The organism is Variovorax sp. P1_G12, assembly GCF_056405555.1.
In genome coordinates this window covers 163,184-178,140 of sequence record NZ_JBFUBW010000006.1, presented here as the reverse complement: position 1 = coordinate 178,140, position 14,957 = coordinate 163,184, and the positions used below count along the sequence as shown (strand labels likewise).

16 protein-coding genes are annotated in these 14,957 nt (G+C 65.6%); 7 read left to right on the top strand and 9 right to left on the bottom strand.

All coding sequences use genetic code 11. The annotated features are described in order from the left end of the window. Positions 1–11 precede the first annotated feature (11 nt). From AC1D2O_RS09210 to AC1D2O_RS09190, 5 genes are all read right to left on the bottom strand, one after another. Entirely contained in the window at positions 12–401 is a 390-nt protein-coding gene (locus tag AC1D2O_RS09210) for a diacylglycerol kinase (RefSeq protein WP_478156770.1), read from the bottom strand. Then, positions 398–892, bottom strand: a complete 495-nt coding sequence (locus tag AC1D2O_RS09205; RefSeq protein WP_478092258.1) for an RDD family protein — start codon at positions 890–892, stop codon at positions 398–400. Before AC1D2O_RS09205 ends, AC1D2O_RS09210 begins: the two co-directional genes overlap by 4 nt. A gap of 80 nt (positions 893–972) precedes the next feature. Further along, positions 973–1,767: a DUF3106 domain-containing protein gene (locus tag AC1D2O_RS09200; protein WP_478092255.1), complete on the bottom strand. Its 795-nt coding sequence runs from the start codon at positions 1,765–1,767 to the stop codon at positions 973–975. Positions 1,768–1,780: 13 nt separating this feature from the next. Next, the gene (locus tag AC1D2O_RS09195; RefSeq protein ID WP_478092253.1) at positions 1,781–2,215 is read right to left on the bottom strand and encodes a DUF3619 family protein; all 435 of its coding nucleotides are present in this window, start codon (positions 2,213–2,215) and stop codon (positions 1,781–1,783) included. Continuing rightward, positions 2,212–2,778 (bottom strand): RNA polymerase sigma factor, encoded by a 567-nt coding sequence (locus tag AC1D2O_RS09190; protein ID WP_478092251.1) that lies wholly within the window; start codon positions 2,776–2,778, stop codon positions 2,212–2,214. Before AC1D2O_RS09190 ends, AC1D2O_RS09195 begins: the two co-directional genes overlap by 4 nt. A gap of 285 nt (positions 2,779–3,063) precedes the next feature. Between AC1D2O_RS09190 and AC1D2O_RS09185 the strand changes: the two genes are divergently transcribed. From AC1D2O_RS09185 to AC1D2O_RS09160, 6 genes are all read left to right on the top strand, one after another. After that, positions 3,064–4,848 carry an acetolactate synthase 3 catalytic subunit gene (locus AC1D2O_RS09185; RefSeq protein WP_478156768.1) on the top strand — a complete coding sequence of 595 codons (1,785 nt, stop codon included), beginning with the start codon at positions 3,064–3,066 and terminating at the stop codon, positions 4,846–4,848. Positions 4,849–4,978: 130 nt separating this feature from the next. Further along, entirely contained in the window at positions 4,979–5,470 is a 492-nt protein-coding gene (gene ilvN / locus AC1D2O_RS09180) for an acetolactate synthase small subunit (RefSeq protein WP_076998466.1), read from the top strand. Positions 5,471–5,514: 44 nt separating this feature from the next. Next, on the top strand, positions 5,515–6,531 hold the full coding sequence (ilvC, locus tag AC1D2O_RS09175; protein WP_478092247.1) for a ketol-acid reductoisomerase: 1,017 nt from the start codon (positions 5,515–5,517) through the stop codon (positions 6,529–6,531). Positions 6,532–6,678: 147 nt separating this feature from the next. Next, positions 6,679–7,503, top strand: a complete 825-nt coding sequence (gene pssA / locus AC1D2O_RS09170; RefSeq protein WP_442283128.1) for a CDP-diacylglycerol--serine O-phosphatidyltransferase — start codon at positions 6,679–6,681, stop codon at positions 7,501–7,503. 445 nt (positions 7,504–7,948) lie between these two features. Then, on the top strand, positions 7,949–9,652 hold the full coding sequence (gene leuA / locus AC1D2O_RS09165; protein ID WP_478094021.1) for a 2-isopropylmalate synthase: 1,704 nt from the start codon (positions 7,949–7,951) through the stop codon (positions 9,650–9,652). 10 nt (positions 9,653–9,662) lie between these two features. Next, a complete protein-coding gene (locus AC1D2O_RS09160; protein WP_478156766.1) occupies positions 9,663–11,201 on the top strand; it encodes a 2-isopropylmalate synthase in 1,539 nt (512 codons plus the stop codon). Positions 11,202–11,334: 133 nt separating this feature from the next. Here the strand turns inward: AC1D2O_RS09160 and AC1D2O_RS09155 are convergent, their stop codons facing one another. Next, on the bottom strand, positions 11,335–11,562 hold the full coding sequence (locus tag AC1D2O_RS09155; protein WP_478156825.1) for a hypothetical protein: 228 nt from the start codon (positions 11,560–11,562) through the stop codon (positions 11,335–11,337). Between AC1D2O_RS09155 and AC1D2O_RS09150 the strand changes: the two genes are divergently transcribed. Continuing rightward, a complete protein-coding gene (locus AC1D2O_RS09150) occupies positions 11,465–12,502 on the top strand; it encodes a serine hydrolase (RefSeq protein ID WP_478156764.1) in 1,038 nt (345 codons plus the stop codon). The genes AC1D2O_RS09155 and AC1D2O_RS09150 overlap by 98 nt on opposite strands. 81 nt (positions 12,503–12,583) lie before the next feature. Here AC1D2O_RS09150 and AC1D2O_RS09145 read toward each other — a convergent pair whose 3' ends face one another. Genes AC1D2O_RS09145 through aat form a run of 3 tightly spaced genes read right to left on the bottom strand, consistent with a single transcriptional unit; the run spans position 12,584 to position 14,907 of the window. After that, on the bottom strand, positions 12,584–13,378 hold the full coding sequence (locus tag AC1D2O_RS09145) for an IclR family transcriptional regulator (protein ID WP_478091196.1): 795 nt from the start codon (positions 13,376–13,378) through the stop codon (positions 12,584–12,586). A 30-nt stretch (positions 13,379–13,408) separates the two neighbouring features. Continuing rightward, positions 13,409–14,158, bottom strand: coding sequence for an arginyltransferase (locus AC1D2O_RS09140; RefSeq protein ID WP_478156763.1), 750 nt, complete (start codon positions 14,156–14,158; stop codon positions 13,409–13,411). Continuing rightward, positions 14,155–14,907, bottom strand: coding sequence for a leucyl/phenylalanyl-tRNA--protein transferase (gene aat, locus AC1D2O_RS09135; protein WP_478091199.1), 753 nt, complete (start codon positions 14,905–14,907; stop codon positions 14,155–14,157). Before aat ends, AC1D2O_RS09140 begins: the two co-directional genes overlap by 4 nt. Between the last annotated feature and the right edge of the window lie 50 nt (positions 14,908–14,957).

The following is a 14,957-nucleotide window of genomic DNA, read 5'->3' as shown; positions in this document are numbered from 1 at the left end:
TGATGCCGCGCTTATGTGAAGCGTTGCCACAGTGCCGCGATCCAGACGCCGCTGCACAGCAAAATGGACAGCAGCACGGCAGCGCTTCCGAGGTCCTTGGCGGCCTTCGACAGCGAATGCCATTCCGGGCCGATGCGGTCGATGGCGGCTTCGACCGCGCTGTTGAGGAGTTCGACGATCAGCACCAGCACCACCGTGGCGACCAGCAGCGCCACCTCGACCCAACTGCGGCCGACCCAGAAGGCGGCCGGGATCATCACGATGGCGCAGAACACTTCCTCGCGGAAGGCGGCCTCGCGCCAGCCGGCGCGAAAACCATTCACCGAGATCAGCGCCGCATGCCAGACGCGGGTCAGGCCACGCCGCAGGGCCTGCGGATTGGCGGGGTCGGTGCCGCTCATCGCCGGCTCATCGGCCTGGATGCGATCAGGCGGGTGCCGGCCCAGGCGTCGTGCCAGAACTGGCGCTCGGGATGGAAGCGGGCAAGCAGGGCCCAGACCGCGACCCAGCCGAGGATCAGCACCGACGCTTCGCCGCCGCCGAGCTTGAAGGGGGCAATGACGGCCAGCGGCGGCAGGAACCAGACCCAGCTCAGCAGGTAACGCAGCAGCGCGCGCCCCTGGGTCAGCGCCTTGCCATGACGATCGACCACGCGGATGCCCCAGGTCTTCATGGCCAGCGTCTGGCCCTTGGTCCAGAAGAAGACGAAATAGACGCCGAAGACCACGAACAGGAAGGCCTGCAGCAGATGCCGGCGCGAATCCATCGCGTCGCGCATCTGGCCCAGGGTGCTGAAGAGCCAGCCGGCGACGAACACCACCGCGAACAGCAGCATGCCCTCGTAGAGCCAGCAGGCCATGCGGCGCCAGAGGCCGGGCGCGGCCAGGTGCATGGGTTGTCGATCGGTGGAGTCTCCGGTCGCGGCCGGGTGGGGTCCGGCGTTGCCGGGGGAACTGGGGGCCATGTGTCCGATCAGGGCGCCGAAGAGGGTTGCTCGGTCAAGCGAACCGGTGGCGTCGAGGTGACCGGAGGCTCCGCGGCAGGTGTATTCGCGGCGGGCGGCGGCACCTGCGCTTCGGCGGCGACCGGGGCGGAAGAGGGCGCCGGAACCGGCGGACGCGTTGCTGCCACCGGCGGCGCGGCGGCCGGCGGTGGTGCGAGCTGAATGCGCGGCGCATGCTGGCCGTCGGCACCGGCCGAGGGCACCGGCGCCAGCTTCTGCGCCGGCACCGGCCGGATCGTGGCGGCCGCACCCGGCGTCACCTTCGGGCTGGCGCTGGCCGCGAGCCGGTTCTTTTCCTCGTCGCTGAGTGCCTGGTAGGCCTCCCATTTGGCCTTGCGCTCATCCGCGGGCAATTGCTTCGCATCGGCGAAATTCAGGCGGGCCTGAGCGCGCTCCCGGTTGCTCAGCTTGGACCATTCCTTCATGCGGCTATGCAGGATCTCCTGGTCTGCGGTCGACATTTCCGCGTAATCGCGCACGATCACGAGCCATTTGCGCTTATGTGGTTCGGTCAACTCGTCCCAGCTGGAGGCCAGGGGTTCCAGCGCTCGCTGCTGGCGGGCGCTCAGGTCGCGCCAGGTCGGCTTGGACGGGGGCTTCGTGGCCTGGGTCTGTGCCTTGAGGGGCTGCGCCCCGGCAGGCGTGGCGGCCACAAGCCCGAAGCCGCCCAGCGTCAGCAGCGCGGCGAGCCAGACAGGCGCTGCCGACATCGAGGCGTACACCGGCTGGAGCGCCTGTGCGCAAGGGAGGAGAGAACGCAGCATTCGAAGCGGGGAGTCAGCGCTCGGCAGCGTCGCTGGTCTTCAGGAACTGCGCGAAGCCGGGATCGGTGTACGCAGCGGGCGGCAGGTCGTCGGTCAGCAGCGCGGAGTCGACTTCCGCCAGTTCGTTGGTGCGGCGTTCTTCCTGGATCACGCTGATCACCATCAGGCCCGCGACCAGTGCCACCAGCGGCAGCACCGAGCCGATGCGGGTCCACCAGCCACCGCCGAGGGCCGCTGCCCTTCCGCTGGAGACCACCACCGGTGCCGACTTGAACTGCGGCTCCGTCTTGCGGCGCGCCACCGCCTGCACGCGGGCGGCCCGCAGGCGTTCGCCGACCTCGTGCGAGAGTTCGAGATTGCCGGCAGACAGGCGCGCGGCGACCCGGCGACCGAATTGCTCTTCGAAGGCAACGGCGGACCCTGGCGGGGCAGTGTTTGGTGTGTTCATAGCGAAATTCCCTTGGCTTTGAGCGCCTTGCTCAAGGCGTGCACGGCCCGCGAACAATGGGTTTTGACGCTCCCTTCGGAGCACCCCATCGCAGCGGCCGTCTCGGCGACGTCCATGTCCTCCCAGTAACGCATCAGAAAGGCCTCGCGTTGACGCCCGGGCAGAGCGGCGATCTGCTCCTCGATCTCGTGGAAGATCTGGGCCCTTCGGGTGGTGTCTTCGGCGCTCTCGGTCTCGCGCGTGTCGGTGGGGGACTGGACGTGCTCGAGCAGGTCGAAGTCGCCGTCGTCGTCGGTCGATTCGAAGTCGCTCAGGTTGGAGAACAGCGCCCGCCGCGTCTTCTGCCGGCGGAACCAGTCGAGCGTGCAGTTCGACAGGATGCGCTGGAACAGCATCGGCAGCTCGTTGGCCGGCTTGTCGCCATAGTGCTCGGCCAGCTTCATCATGCTGTCCTGGACGATGTCGAGCGCCGCTTCCTCGTCCCGCACGTGGTAGACGGAACGCTTGAAAGCGCGTCTTTCGACGCTCTTCAGGAAATCGGAAAGTTCTTGTTCAGTGGCCAAGCGAATCCGGCGCAGGGGAACTGCGCCGCGTGGGGAGGTGTCTCTGGGACGTTTGTCTTTTTGTCGCGCGGATTATGCCTCTGCGCCCGGATCGGGCCCGGGGCCAGCCGCGAGGCGCCGATCCGGTGTCATAATTCGCCTTGCAAGTCAAAAGGCAAACGGGTCACGGTCCGGCGGTATACAGATACGCCCATGGCTGTGGCCTCAAGTCCTGACGCGGCTTCAAAAGAGCTGGCGAAGGGGCACCCAAGGTTTTTCGTTCCCGAAAAAACACAAAGGTTCATCATGGAAATCTCGAAGGCGGAACTCGCTTCCGCAGCAGCCGCATCCTCAGGGATGGGCAATCAACCCCAAGAACTCATGGGCGCCGAAGTGCTGGTCAAGGCACTGCAGGCCGAAGGTGTCAAGTACGTCTGGGGCTATCCCGGCGGCGCGGTTCTCTACATCTACGACGCGTTCTACAAGCAGGACACCATCCAGCACGTGCTGGTGCGCCACGAGCAGGCCGCCGTCCACGCGGCCGACGGCTACGCCCGCGCCACCGGCGACGTCGGCGTCGCGCTGGTCACTTCGGGGCCGGGCCTGACCAACGCGGTCACGGGCATCGCCACCGCCTACATGGACTCGATCCCGATGGTGATCATCTCGGGCCAGGTGCCGACGGCGGCGATCGGGCTCGACGCGTTCCAGGAATGCGACACGGTCGGCATCACGCGGCCGATCGTCAAGCACAACTTCCTCGTCAAGGATCCGAAGGATCTGGCGATGACGATGAAGAAGGCCTTCCACATCGCACGCAGCGGCCGTCCGGGCCCGGTGGTGGTGGACGTGCCCAAGGACGTCTCCTTCAAGAAGACCCCCTACAGCGGCTATCCCGACAAGGTCGAGATGCGCTCGTACAACCCGGTGCGCAAGGGCCACGGCGGCCAGATCCGCAAGGCGCTGCAACTGCTGCTGACGGCCAAGCGCCCCTACATCTACACCGGTGGCGGCGTGCTGCTCGGCAACGCCACCAACGAGCTGCGCACCCTGGTCGACATGCTCGGCTACCCGGTCACCAACACGCTGATGGGTCTGGGCGCCTATCCGGCCAGCGACCGCAAGTTCCTCGGCATGCTGGGCATGCACGGCACCATCGAAGCCAACAACGCGATGCAGAACTGCGACGTGCTGCTGGCCGTGGGCGCGCGCTTCGACGACCGCGTGATCGGCAACCCGAAGCATTTCGCACAGAACGAACGCAAGATCATCCACGTCGACATCGACCCCTCGAGCATTTCGAAGCGCGTCAAGGTCGACATCCCGATCGTCGGCGACGTCAAGGACGTGCTGACCGAGCTGATCTCGATGATCCGCGAGAGCACGGTCCGGCCCGACGCCGGGGCGCTGGCCAGCTGGTGGAGCACGATCGAGGAATGGCGCGGCAAGGACTGCCTCAAGTACGACCGCGGCAACAAGGATGTGATCAAGCCCCAGTACGTCGTCGAGACGCTCTGGAACATGACCAAGGATGCCGATACCTACATCACGTCCGACGTCGGCCAGCACCAGATGTGGGCCGCGCAGTACTACCGCTTCGACGAGCCGCGCCGCTGGATCAATTCGGGCGGCCTGGGCACGATGGGCGTGGGCATTCCGTACGCGATGGGCATCAAGCTGGCCAAGCCTGAATCCGAGGTGTTCTGCATCACGGGCGAAGGCTCGGTGCAGATGTGCATCCAGGAGCTCTCTACCTGCCTGCAGTACAACACGCCGATCAAGATCTGCTCGCTCAACAACCGCTACCTCGGAATGGTCCGCCAGTGGCAGGAGATCGAGTATTCGGGCCGCTACAGCCACAGCTACATGGACGCGCTGCCCAACTTCGTGAAGCTGGCCGAGGCCTACGGCCATGTCGGCCTGCTGATCGAACGGCCCCAGGACGTGGAGCCGGCGCTGCGCGAGGCGCGCAAGCTCAAGGACCGCACCGTGTTCATGGATTTCCGCACCGACCCGACCGAGAACGTGTTCCCGATGGTCAAGGCGGGGATGGGCATCACCGAGATGCTGCTGGGGTCCGAAGACCTCTAACAGACGATAAGCCGGTCCGCTGCGCGGACTCGGCTCCTTCATTAACTTTTTTCCTGGCGAATCTATTGCTTGTCGAGCCCGCGCATTACCGTGCGCGGGGGAGGGCGGCGAAAAGAGGAGTCCTGCTGACATGAAACACATCATTGCCGTGCTGCTCGAGAACGAGCCCGGTGCACTCTCCCGCGTCGTCGGCCTGTTCTCGGCCCGCGGCTACAACATCGAATCGCTGACCGTCGCGCCGACCGAGGACCCGAGCCTCTCGCGCATGACCATCGTCACCGCCGGCTCGGACGACGTGATCGAGCAGATCACCAAGCACCTGAACCGGCTGATCGAGGTCGTCAAGGTGGTCGACCTGACCGAAGGCGCCTACACCGAGCGCGAGCTCATGATGGTGAAGGTGCGCGCGGTCGGCAAGGAGCGCGAAGAAATGATGCGCATGGCCGAGATCTTCCGCGGCCGCATCATCGACGTGACCGACAAGAGCTACACCATCGAGCTCACCGGCGACCACGGCAAGAACGACGCCTTCCTGGAAGCGATCGATCGCGGCGCGATCCTCGAGACCGTCCGTACCGGCGCCAGCGGCATCGGCCGCGGCGAGCGCATCCTGCGCGTCTGAACCCATCCATCCACACACCACCGAATCAACGAAGGAGCACTCTCATGAAAGTCTATTACGACAAGGACGCGGACCTGAGCCTCATCAAGGGCAAGACCGTTGCGATCATCGGCTACGGCAGCCAGGGCCATGCACACGCGCAGAACCTGAACGACAGCGGCGTCAAGGTCGTGGTCGGCCTGCGCAAGGGCGGCGCATCGTGGGACAAGGTCGGCAAGGCCGGCCTCAAGGTGGCCGAAGTGGCCGACGCGGTGAAGTCGGCCGACGTGGTCATGATCCTCTTGCCCGACGAGCAGATCGCCAGCGTCTACAAGAACGACGTCGCACCGAACATCAAGGAAGGCGCTTCGCTCGTCTTCGCACACGGCTTCAACGTGCACTACGGCTTCGTGCAGCCGCGCGCCGACCTCGATGTCTGGATGGTCGCTCCGAAGGCTCCGGGCCACACCGTGCGCAGCACCTACACCCAAGGCGGCGGCGTGCCCCACCTGATCGCCGTGCATGCCGACAAGAGCGGCAAGGCGCGCGACCTGGCGCTGTCGTACGCCACCGCCAATGGCGGCGGCAAGGCCGGCATCATCGAGACCAACTTCCGCGAAGAGACCGAGACCGACCTGTTCGGCGAGCAGGCCGTGCTGTGCGGTGGCACGGTCGAACTGATCAAGGCCGGCTTCGAGACGCTGGTGGAAGCCGGCTACGCGCCCGAAATGGCGTACTTCGAATGCCTGCACGAGCTCAAGCTGATCGTCGACCTGATCTATGAAGGCGGCATCGCCAACATGAACTACTCGATCTCGAACAACGCCGAATACGGCGAGTACGTGACGGGTCCGCGCATCGTCACCGAAGAGACCAAGAAGGTCATGAAGCAGGTCCTGAAGGACATCCAGACCGGCGAATACGCCAAGAGCTTCGTGCTCGAAGCCGCCGCCGGCCAGCCCGCGCTGATCAGCCGTCGCCGGATCAATGCCGAGCATCAGATCGAAGTCGTCGGCGAGCAGCTGCGCGCGATGATGCCCTGGATCAAGAAGAACAAGCTGGTCGACCAGACCCGCAACTGATCGGAGCCTTCCGACGCCAGAAGGGCCACCACGCGGTGGCCCTTTTTCATGGAGGCGCGCGTTGCGCCTGAACTACACTGCCACCGATGTTTGCCACCCCCCGTCCTGCCCCGTACCTGAGCCCCTTCTGCGCTGGAGGCCGACCCCATGCATGACGACACGCTTCCCGACGAGGTGCCCACGCGCAAGCGCCGCAAGGGCATCTACATCCTGCCCAACCTGTTCACGCTGGCGGCGCTCTTCGGCGGTTTCTATTCGGTCGTGATGGCGATGAATGCGCGCTTCGACCTTGCGGCACTCGGCGTCTTCGCCGCGATGATCCTCGACAGCCTCGATGGCCGCGTGGCCCGCATGACCAACACCCAAAGCGCGTTCGGCGAGCAGATGGATTCGCTGTCCGACATGGTGTCCTTCGGCGCCGCGCCCGCGCTGATCGCTTACGAATGGTCGCTCAAGGGCCTGGGCCGCTGGGGCTGGATCGCGGCCTTCGTCTACTGTGCCTGCGCGGCGCTGCGGCTGGCGCGCTTCAACGTCAACACCGGCGTGGTCGACAAGCGCTGGTTCCAGGGCCTGCCGTCGCCCGCAGCGGCGGCGCTGGTGGCGGGTTTCATCTGGCTCATGACCGAATGGGGAAAGCGCGGCGGCGAGGTGCTGTACCTCTCGTGGAACCAGATCACCTGGATCACCTTCGGCTTCACGCTGTATGCCGGGCTCTCGATGGTGACCAACGCGCCGTTCTACAGCTTCAAGGACATCCAGATGAAGAAGAGCGTGCCCTTCGCGGTGATCGTCCTGATCGCGCTCGGCATCGCGGTCATCAACATCCATCCGCCGACCGTGCTGTTCGGGGTCTTCGTCGCCTATGGCTTGAGCGGCTACGTGGTTTATGCCTGGCGCAAGGCCAAGGGTCAGCAGGTGAGCGTGATCAGCATCTCGACCGACGAGCCCGACGAACGCGGATTGCATAACTAGCTCGCCCCCAGGTTGCCCCGCACTGCGTGTCGGGGCGCCCACCCCCTACCGGGGGCAACACCAGCGGCCCGGCAGAGCCGGTTCCGCGGTGTTTCACCAACAGGCCTGGCTGCGCCGGCCGCGACAAACTTACTCCGCTTCTTCGGCCTTCGGCGGCTGCGCGCAGCGCAGCACGCCTGTTGGTGGGCAGGCGCGGAACCGGCTTCGCCGGGCCGCTGCCTGCGCCCCCTGCAAGGGGGTGGGCGGCTACACGCAGTGAGCCAACCTGGGGGTGTGCTATATTCTTTCTCTCATGAACAAGATTTCGCTGGCCCTACTACTGATCCCCTTCGGGCGGAGACGGTAGAGCGCGCGCGCAAATCCCTCACCACGGCCCGTTCGCACCAGCAACGGGCCGTTTTGTTTGGGGTTGCTGGTGGATTCCAACCACAGCGAGTAATCCAAGATGTTGAAGCAACCCAACCGCAAGTACCGCGCCTTCGCTCCGATCGGTTTGAAGGACCGCACCTGGCCCGACGCCGTGCTGGCCCGCGCGCCGATCTGGTTGTCGACCGACCTGCGCGACGGCAACCAGGCGCTGGTGGAGCCGATGGACATCGCCCGCAAGATGAAGATGTTCGAGACGCTGGTGGCGATTGGCTTCAAGGAAATCGAGGTGGGCTTCCCGTCCGCTTCGCAGGTCGAGTTCGACTTCGTGCGCAAGTTGATCGAGGAAGACCGCATCCCCGACGACGTGACCATCCAGGTGCTCACGCAGGCGCGAGACCAGCTGATCGCGCGCACCTTCGAGTCCCTGCAGGGCGCGCCGCGTGCCATCGTGCACCTGTACAACGCGGTGGCGCCGGTGATGCGTCGCGTGGTGCTCGGCATGGACGAGGATCAGATCGTCGAACTTGCGACCACGCACGCGCGGATGTTCGGTGAGCTGGCCGCGAAGCAGCCGGACACGCACTGGACCTTCGAGTATTCGCCCGAGATGTTCTCGGGCACCGACCTTGCGTTCTCCAAGCGCGTGGTCGATGCGGTGACCGAGGTCTGGGCGCCGACGCCCGAGCGCAAGTGCATCGTGAACCTGCCGTCGACGGTCGAGCATTCGACGCCGAACATCTTCGCCGACATGATCGAGTGGATGCACCGCAACCTCGCGCGGCGCGAAGCGATCGTGCTCTCGGTACACCCGCACAACGACCGCGGCACCGGCACCGCCGCCGGCGAGTTCGCGCTGATGGCCGGCGCCGACCGCCTCGAAGGCTGCCTGTTCGGCAATGGCGAGCGCACCGGCAATCTCGACCTCGTGAACGTCGCGCTCAACCTCTACACCCAGGGCGTTTCGCCCGAACTCGACTTCTCGAACATCGACGAGATCCGGGCCACGGTCGAGCACTGCAACCAGTTGCCGGTGCACCCGCGCCACCCCTATGTGGGCGACCTGGTCTACACCTCGTTCTCGGGCTCGCACCAGGATGCGATCAAGAAGGCCTTCGGCGCCCGCCGGGAGGGCGACCTCTGGGACATGCCCTACCTGCCGATCGATCCGAAGGATGTCGGCCGCAGCTACGAGGCCGTGATCCGTGTCAACAGCCAGTCCGGCAAGGGCGGCATCGCCTACCTGCTGGAGAGCGAATACGGCCTCGAGTTGCCGCGCCGCCTGCAGATGGAGTTCAGCCAGACCGTGCAGCGCGTGATGGACGTCGCCGGCAAGGAGCTCACCGCGGCCGATCTTCATGCCTTGTTCGAGCGCGAGTACGGCCTGCGCGACGCAGCCGGACCCCAGCACCGCGTGCTCGAAGAGCAGGGCGAGGGCGCCGGCGCCTCGGTGCTGCTGCGCGCGGACCTGCCATGGGAAGGAGAAATCCGCGCCATCGAAGGCCGCGGCAACGGACCGATCGACGCCTTCATCCATGCCCTGGCCAGCGCCACCGGGCACGCGATCCACGTGATCGACTACCACCAGCACGCGATCGGCGCCGGCGCCGACGCCCAGGCGGTGGCCTACCTCGAACTGCGTGTCGACGAATCGATCACGCTCTTCGGCGTCGGCGTCGATGCGAACATCATTTCCGCCTCGCTGAAGGCCGTCGTGTCGGGCCTGGCCCGGGCGCGGGCCCAGGGCGCGCACAGCGCACAATCGATGGCTGAACCCGCCTAGGAGATCCACGATGGCCGACAAACTGATTATTTTCGACACCACCCTGCGCGACGGCGAACAGTCGCCCGGCGCCTCCATGACCAAGGACGAGAAGCTGCGCATCGCGCGCCAGCTCGAGCGCCTGCGGGTCGATGTCATCGAGGCCGGCTTCCCGGCCAGCTCGAACGGCGACTTCGACGCGGTCAGCGCGATCGCCCACGCGATCAAGGACTCGACCGTGTGCGGCCTGTCGCGCGCCAACGACCGCGACATCTCGCGCGCGGCCGAGGCGCTCAAGGGCGCGGCCAACGGGCGCATCCACACCTTCATTGCGACTTCGCCGCTGCACATGGAGAAGAAGCTGCGCATGACGCCCGACGAGGTGTTCGAGCAGGCCCGGCTCGCGGTGCGCTTCGCGCGCAACCTGGTGGCCGACGTCGAGTTCAGCCCCGAGGACGGCTATCGCAGCGACCCCGACTACCTCTGCCGGGTGATCGAAGCCGTCATCCACGAAGGCGCGACCACCATCAACGTGCCGGACACCGTGGGCTATGCGGTTCCCGAGTTGTACGGCAACTTCATCAAGTCGCTGCGCGAGCGCATCCCGAACAGCGACAAGGCCGTCTGGTCGGTCCACTGCCACAACGACCTCGGCATGGCGGTGGCCAATTCGCTCGCCGGCGTGAAGATCGGTGGCGCCCGGCAGGTGGAATGCACCATCAATGGCCTGGGCGAGCGCGCCGGCAACTGCTCGCTCGAGGAGATCGTGATGGCGGTGAAGACCCGCAAGGACTACTTCGGGCTCGATGTCGGCATCGACACGCGCCACATCGTGGCCGCCAGCCGCATGGTCAGCCAGACCACCGGCTTCGTGGTGCAGCCGAACAAGGCAGTGGTGGGCGCCAACGCCTTCGCCCATGCCTCGGGCATCCACCAGGACGGCGTGTTGAAAGCCCGCGACACCTACGAGATCATGCGCGCCGAGGACGTCGGCTGGAGCGCCAACAAGATCGTGCTGGGCAAGCTCAGCGGCCGCAATGCCTTCAAGCAGCGGCTGCAGGATCTGGGCGTCGAAATGGAGAGCGAGGCCGACATCAACGCCGCGTTCTCGCGCTTCAAGGAGCTCGCCGACCGCAAGAGCGAAATATTTGATGAAGACATCCTCGCGCTTGTCAGCGACGAGGCACTCTCGCACGTTGCTGAGCAGTTCGGCTTTGTATCTTTGTCGCAACATAGTGAAACAGGTGAGCGCCCCCACGCGCGGATCGTGTTCACTGTGCAGGGCAAAGAGGTCACCGGCGAATCCGACGGGAACGGTCCCGTGGATGCGTCACTGAAGGCGATCGAGTCCCATGTGAAGAGCGGGGCCGAAATGGTGCTTTATTCGGTCAATGCGATCAGCGGATCGACGGAGAGCCAGGGGGAGGTGACAGTGCGCTTGCAGAATGCCGGCCGGGTGGTCAATGGGGTCGGTGCCGACCCCGACATCGTGGTCGCGTCGGCAAAAGCATACATAAGTGCTCTCAACAAGTTACAGAGCCAAGCTGAGAGAGTTGCTGCACAAGGTTAGGTTTTACGGTGCTCCTTGTTTTCGATTGAAGAAGAGGGTGCAAGTAACTGATATTGCGTGTCTTTTTTGATTTCGATACACTGTGGTGACCTTTTGTCGCCGCTGGAGAATATTAAATGTCTGAAGCCCGTTCCTACCGAGTTTCCAGCCAGCGGTTCCTTCCCGCCCTTCGCCTCGCCGCCGTCGTGCTCTGCGCCACGGCGTTTTTCTTGCCCGGCGCGAACGCCGCGACGGAATCGAAGAAAGCTTCCAAGAAGACGTCGGTGAGCGAGGATGCGAAGCGAAAAGCAGCGCCCTCGGCCGCGGCTTCGAAGCGCGGGGCAGGCTCCAGGCAAGTCGCGACGGTTGACAAAGCCGACAAGGTGGTGAGTGGCGGGCGCAACGTGGTCGCATCGATCCGGCAGAAAAACGGCCGGACCGTCGTCGCCGTGCAGCGCCGTTCGATCGTCCGTGTGGTGGACGCCACGCCGGCGCGCCAATCCTTCGGCCAGATGGCCGGGCTGCACAGCACGGAAGACGCGCTCGACCTGAAGTCCAGCGTGGCCCTGGTGATCGACCAGGATACCCAGGAAGTCCTGTTCAGCAAGAACGACCATGCGGTGCTGCCGATCGCGTCGCTGACCAAGCTCATGACCGGTCTCCTGATCAGCGAGGCCAAGCTGCCGTCGGATGAACTGATCACGATCACGCAGGACGATGTCGACACCGAGAAGGGAAGCCGCTCGCGCCTGAACATCGGCACCATGCTGCCGCGTGGCGAATTGCTGCACCTGGCCCTCATGTCGAGCGAGAACCGCGCCGCCCATGCGCTGGGCCGCACCTATCCCGGCGGGCTGGCCACGTTCGTGAGCGTCATGAATGCCAAGGCCAAGATGCTCGGCATGAAGGACACGCGCTACGTCGAGCCGACCGGCCTCTCGAGCCGCAACCAGTCGAGCGCCCAGGATCTGGCGTTGCTGGTGAACGCCGCCTATGCCGACGCCACCGTGCGTCAGCTCTCGACCTCGCCGGAATATCAGGTGGAAGTCGGCAACCGCGTGCTGCAGTTCAACACCACCAACCGGCTCGTCAAGAGCCCTGATTGGGACATCGGCGTCCAGAAGACCGGCTACATCTCCGAAGCCGGTCAATGCCTGGTGATGCAGACCAAGATCGCCGGCCGCAAGCTGATCATGGTGTTCCTCGATTCGGCCGGCAAGCTCAGCCGCATCGGCGACGCCGAACGCGTTCGCCGCTGGGTCGAAGCCACCTCCCGCGCCAACCCCGGCCTGCAGCAGAGCTTCGCGCACGCTGCGAGCTGAGGGCGGGGGAGCGGGGTCTTCTGATCAGTTGAGGGCAGAGCAAGAACTGCTGCGCAGTTTCTTGGTCTGCCCCGCAATGTCTCAGGCGGCCGCCGGCTGGTCGGCCTTGAAGCCGAGCGCGCTGGAGATCTCGTTGGCTGTGGCCTGAAGTTTCGGCAGCCAGCCCTCGTCCAGCCGGTCGGCCGGTGCCGAGATCGACAGCCCGGCGACCAGCCTTCCCTGATCGTCGTAGATGCCGGCGGCCATGCAGCGCACGCCGAGTTCGAGTTCCTCGTTGTCCCGCGCGATGCCGTACTGGCGGGCCTTCGACAACTCGCGCTCCAGCGCCGGCAGCTGCGTGATGCTGTTGCGCGTGTGGCCGGCCAGCCCGGTGCGGGTGGCATAGCTGCGGATGCGCTGCGGCTCGTCCGCCGCCAGGAACAGCTTGCCGGTGGAGGTCAGGTGCAGCGGGGCGCGGCCGCCGATGGCGCGCACCACCTGCATGCCGGAACGCTCGCTGTAGGCGCGCTCGATGTAGACGATCTCGTCACCCTGGCGCATGCTGAGATTCACTGGCTGCTGGGTCAGCTTGTGCAGCTCGCGCATCGGCGTCAGCGCGGCGTCGCGCACGTTGAGCCGCCCCTTGACCAGGTTGCCGAGTTCGAGCAGGCGCATGCCGAGCCGGTAGCTGCCGGCCTCGGGACGGTCGACGAAACGGCCGACCGCCAGGTCGTTGAGGATCCGGTGGGTGGTGGATGGGTGCAGCCCCGTCTTTTCGCTGATCTCCTTGAGGGAAATCGCTTCTTCACGGGACGCCAGCACGTCGATGAGCGAGAACATCCGCTCGATGACCTGGATCACGGGCGTGGCTGGAACGTCGGATTGTGGTTTTCTCATGTGCAACGCGGTTGAAGGCCGGTCGACATTTTACTTGGTGAAATGGGTGGGTGCCTGCCAGCGCCCGTCGATCAGCACTTCATGCGGTGCATAGCGGGCCTTGTAGGTCATCTTGGAACTGCCTTCGATCCAGTAGCCGAGGTAGACGTGAGGCAGCTCGAGCTGGCGTGCCTGGTCGATCTGCCACAGCACGCTGTAGTTGCCATAGCCCGCGCCCGGCTCGGGCTCGTAGAAGGTGTAGACCGCCGACAGCCCGTCGTTCAGCACGTCGAGGATCGACACCATCTTGAGCGCGCCGGCGCTGCCGTCTGGCAGCGTCTCGCGGAACTCCACGAGCCGCGAGTTGACCCGGCTCTGCAGCAGGAACTGGGTGTACTGGTCGATGCTGTCGTGGTCCATGCCGCCGCCCGAGTGACGGCCGTTCTGGTAGCGCAGGTAGAGCTGGTAGTGCTCGGGCACGAAGCACAGCTTGAGCACCCGCGCCTGCAGGCCGGCATGACGCGACCGGGCTCGGCGCTGGCTGCGGGTGGGCTTGAATTCGTTGACCAGCACGCGCAGCGGCACGCAGGCGCTGCAGCCATCGCAATAGGGCCGGTAGGTGAACATGCCGCTGCGCCGGAAGCCGTTCAGCACCAGGTCCGAGTAGGCGTCGTTGTGGATCAGGTGGCTGGGCGTGGCGACCTGCGAACGTGCCTGCCGGTCCGGCAGATAGCTGCACGGATAGGGCGCCGTTGCGTAGAACTGCAGCGTGTGGAGCGGGAGATCCTTGAGGTGCGTCACGTCGGGAAGGAGGTTCGCGCGGGCAGGAGTTCGGTCCAGTATACGGGCTCGAAGCGCCAACGAGGGGCGCTCAGCGTGCGGGCGTGGGCGACGTGCGACACGAAGTCCTCGCGCGGCATTTCGCGGGCGCCGAGGCTGGTGAGATGGCTGGTCTTCTGCTGGCAGTCGATCATCGCGAGCCCGTGCCGTCGGCAGAACGCGACCAGCGCCGCCAGCGCGATCTTGGAGGCATCGGGCCGGCGCGTGAACATCGATTCGCCGAACACCGCGCGCCCGATCGCGACGCAGTAGAGGCCGCCCGCGAGTTCGCCGTCGATCCAGGTCTCGACGCTGTGGGCATGTCCGGCACGGTGCAGTGCGGTGTAGGCGGCCACCATCTCGGGCAGGATCCAGGTGCCGGACTGGCCGGCCCGGGGGGCCTTCGAGCAGGCCGAGATCACGGCTTCGAAGCCATGGTCGATGCGGATCTCGCAGCCCCCGGCGAGCCGGAAGCGCTCGAGCGTCTTGCGCAGCGACCGGTGCAGCGCGAAGCGCGAGACATCGAGCACCATGCGCGGATCGGGACTCCACCAGAGGATGGGCTGGCCCTCGCTGAACCACGGGAAGATGCCGCTGCGGTAGGCCTGCAGCAGGCTGGCGACATCCAGTCCTCCGCCGGCCGCCAGCAGGCCGGGCACGGGGTCGGATTCGCCCCAGGCGAGGGCGGCATCGGGCAGGGGGTCACCGGGGTCGAGCCAGGGCAGTTGCATGGTCGAAGGTATACACGGCTTCGAGGCTCTCGGCATGGCCGCATGCCGAA